Here is a 2,877-nt window from a genome sequence, read left to right on the forward strand (position 1 = left end):
TAACGGCGACCACCGACATCTTGTTTTTCTTGTTCGTCGGAAACGTTAAATGTTTATAAGAGACAGCCGTCGCCGTGCCGCCGCCGCCCCCCAACCCGACCGACGGCCAGCTCGGTGCGGCGAGGACCAGCCAGGACGCGGCAGCCGCCGAGGTGGGCCGGCTCAGCGGGCTGCTCGCTGCCGCTGAGGCCGAGGTCGAGCGGTACGGCCTCCAGGCCGAGGCCGCGGGGGTCGCCTACGAGGCCGCGCTTGAGGCCTTCCAGATGGCGCAGGCCGCCGCCGACCAGGCAGCCGCCGAGCTGGAGCGGGCTGCCGGCGCCGTCGCCGCCGCGGAGGCCCGGATCGCCACGTTCTCCCGGGACACCTACATGAAGGGCTCGTCCCTCTCCAGCACCGCGGCGCTCCTGGACGCCCACGGGCCGGGCGACCTCATCCAGAAGGCCGCGATGCTCGACTACGTCGCCGACAACCAGGTCGACGTCCTCGCCGCCCTCGAGGTCGCGCGGGTCCGGCAGGCCAACGCCGATGCCGCCGCGCGGGCCGCCCGCGACGAGAGCGCCTCCGCCGAGGACGTCGCGGAGGCGGCCAAGCAGACCGCCGACGCCCGGCTCGCCGAGCAGCAGTCTGCCTACCAGCAGGTGGACGCGCAGAAGGCGCAGTACGAGCAGCAGCTCCAGGCCGCGCAGATCCAGCTGCTGCAGTTGCAGGGGGCCCGCAACGCCTACGCCGAGTGGGAGGCGCAGAAGCGGGCCGAGGAGGCCGAGGCGGCAGCTGCGGCCGAGCGCGCCGCGCGGGCGGCGGCCGAGGCCGCAGCAGCCCGTAGCTCCGCCGGATCGAGCGGCGGCGGCAGCAGCGGTGGCAGCAGCAGTAGCAGCGGCGGCAGTGTCGGCCAGGTCAGCTCCGGCCATGCGAAGCCGACCTCGGGCCGCGTGTCGAGCTGCTTCGGCTGGCGCTGGGGGGCTCTGCACGGCGGCGTCGACATCGCCGCGCGCATCGGCACGCCGATCTACGCCGCCTCCTCCGGCGTCGTCCGCCGGGCCGGCGCCGCGACCGGATTCGGGCAGGCCGTCTACATCGAGGGCGTGGACGGTGAGGTCACCGTCTACGGGCACGTCAACCGCTACTTCGTCTCGGCCGGCGAGCGCGTCACGGCCGGCGAGCAGATCGCGGAGGTCGGCAACCGGGGTCAGTCCACCGGCCCGCACCTGCACTTCGAGGTGCACCCGAACGGCATGATGTACGGCGGTCAGGTCGACCCCGTGCCCTGGCTCAACGCCCGCGGCATCTTCCTGGGCGGCTGCGGCGGCTGAACGGCCCCCGCAGGGGGCCGTCCAGCCGGCTCGGATCAGCTGGTGGGCGCGGCCGGGTCCGTCGAGGAGACGTCGATGCCGCACTCGTCGCGCAGGTAGGTGCTCACGTTGGTCGACGCGGAGTCCAGTTGCTGCTGCAGCGGCGTCAGCTTCTGCTCCAGCGTGGCGAGGGCGTTCGGGTCGTTGAAGTCGATGCCGGCGATGGCCGCGGAGAACTGCTGGACGCCGTCGGCGAGGGCCGACCAGTCGTCGGCGATCTCGTCGGGGGCCTCGATGGCCCGGATCTCGGTCGCGGCCTCGTCCAGGATCGCCGGCAGCTGGGTGGGGTCGGACGAGTCGGCGACCGTCGCCTCCAGCCGCTCCTGGATGCTGGCGGCCTCCGTGCAGAACTCGGAGTCGGCCGAGGGCGCCGTCGACTCGGAAGCGCTGGAGGAGGGGCTGGTCGAGGAACCCGACGCGGAGCCCTCCTCGTCGGAGCCGCTGCAGGCGGTGAGCAGGACGAGAGCTGCGGCCACGGAGACGCCCGTGCGACAGGCGGAGCGGGTTCGGCGCATGACGGCAGGCTAGCGGCCGGGAGCGGGCGGCGCGGGCCCACCGATAGCGTGCGTCCGTGACCGCCCCGTCCGATCCCCGCGCCGACTGGGGCCTGCCCGCGCCCGGAACCCTGCCCCGCACCACCGAGCTGGAGCCGCTGGTCACGCGTGTGCTGGCCCCGAACCCCTCCTCGATGACGCTGGACGGCACGAACACCTACGTCGTGGGGGCGGCCGGCAGCGGTCAGGCGGTGCTGGTCGACCCGGGGCCCGACGACGCCGCGCACCTCGCCGCCGTCGAGGCCGCGCTCACCGCGCGGGACGCCCGCTGCGTGGCCGTGCTGGTGACCCACCACCACGCCGACCACGCCGAGGCGGCCCGGCCGTGGGGCACCCGCTTCGGGGCGCCCGTGGCCGCCGCCGACCGGATAGTCGCCGGGCCAGGTGGGCGGGTGCTGGAGGCCGGGGAGCGGCTGACCCTGGCCGGTACTGCGATCGACGTCGTCGCGACCCCCGGCCACACCGCCGACCACCTGGCCTTCCGGCTGGAGTCCGGCGCCGTCCTGGTCGGTGACCACGTGCTGGGCCGCGGGACGTCGGTGGTTCCGCACCCCGAGGGGGACGTCGTGGCCTACCTGGAGTCGCTGCGCCGGGTGCACGACCTGGGCCCGAGCGCCCTGTACTGCGGGCACGGGCCGGAGCTGACCGAGGACCCGGGCGCCGTCCTCGCGTACTACCTGGCGCACCGGGCCTTCCGCGAGCAGCAGCTGCTGGATGCGCTGGCCGGTGGCGCCGGCACCGTCGACGGGCTCGTGGCGCACGTCTATGCCGAGGTGCCCCGCGCGGTCTGGCCGGCGGCCGCCCAGTCCACCCGCGCGACGCTGGCCAAGCTGGCGGCCGAGGGCCGGGTCGTCCTCGGGACGGCGGGGGAGGGTCTCTTATACACATCCGACGCGGCCACACAAAGGAAATGGGAGAACCCTGTGGGCTGCGTTAAAATACAAAAAAAAAGAAAACAAATATATGAACAAGCA

Annotated in this window: 3 protein-coding genes; 2 read left to right on the top strand and 1 reads right to left on the bottom strand. The window is 73.6% G+C overall.

The annotated features are described in order from the left end of the window. Nucleotides 1-74 precede the first annotated feature (74 nt). A complete protein-coding gene (locus C5508_RS19100; RefSeq protein ID WP_104526486.1) occupies nt 75-1,310 on the top strand; it encodes a M23 family metallopeptidase in 1,236 nt (411 codons plus the stop codon). Nucleotides 1,311-1,345: 35 nt separating this feature from the next. Here C5508_RS19100 and C5508_RS19105 read toward each other — a convergent pair whose 3' ends face one another. Further along, nucleotides 1,346-1,864 (bottom strand): hypothetical protein, encoded by a 519-nt coding sequence (locus tag C5508_RS19105; protein WP_157944156.1) that lies wholly within the window; start codon nt 1,862-1,864, stop codon nt 1,346-1,348. Nucleotides 1,865-1,920: 56 nt separating this feature from the next. On the opposite strand from C5508_RS19105, the gene C5508_RS19110 reads away from it, so the two are divergent. Next, the coding region (locus tag C5508_RS19110; RefSeq protein WP_104526488.1) for an MBL fold metallo-hydrolase at nt 1,921-2,877 on the top strand (957 nt) is incomplete at its 3' end.

This window comes from Blastococcus atacamensis (genome assembly GCF_002938425.1).
GTDB lineage: Bacteria > Actinomycetota > Actinomycetes > Mycobacteriales > Geodermatophilaceae > Blastococcus > Blastococcus atacamensis.